Raw genomic sequence first — 283 nt, 5'->3', positions numbered from 1 at the left:
AAGAAAGGAGGCATCCCAGCCAAATATTGAGCCATTAACTAAAATGGCTGAAACATATAACGCCCAGCTCACCGGAGGAGCAAAATTGGCGTGACTTTTTGCTCCAGCAAAAAGCGCGACACATTTTGCGGAGTCCGGTGGAGCTGCTTGTTATAGCTTTTATTGGTATTCAAATTTGGTTTTAGCCTCACCAGTTTCATTTATAGTTAGTGTAAATGACTTCCAATCACCGCCAGTATGCGATTTCATAACTGAGTGAAGCTTAGGCACAACGGTATAGAGC

Annotated in this window: 1 protein-coding gene; it reads right to left on the bottom strand. The window is 43.1% G+C overall.

Features of this window, described 5'->3' with window-relative positions:
- Window positions 1-159: 159 nt before the first annotated feature.
- On the bottom strand, window positions 160-270 hold the full coding sequence (locus tag A3766_RS32640) for a hypothetical protein (RefSeq protein WP_369808614.1): 111 nt from the start codon (window positions 268-270) through the stop codon (window positions 160-162).
- Window positions 271-283: the final 13 nt, after the last annotated feature.

The sequence above is a fragment of the Oleiphilus sp. HI0132 genome, from assembly GCF_001635845.1.
This window is presented reverse-complemented; position numbering and strand designations above follow the sequence as displayed.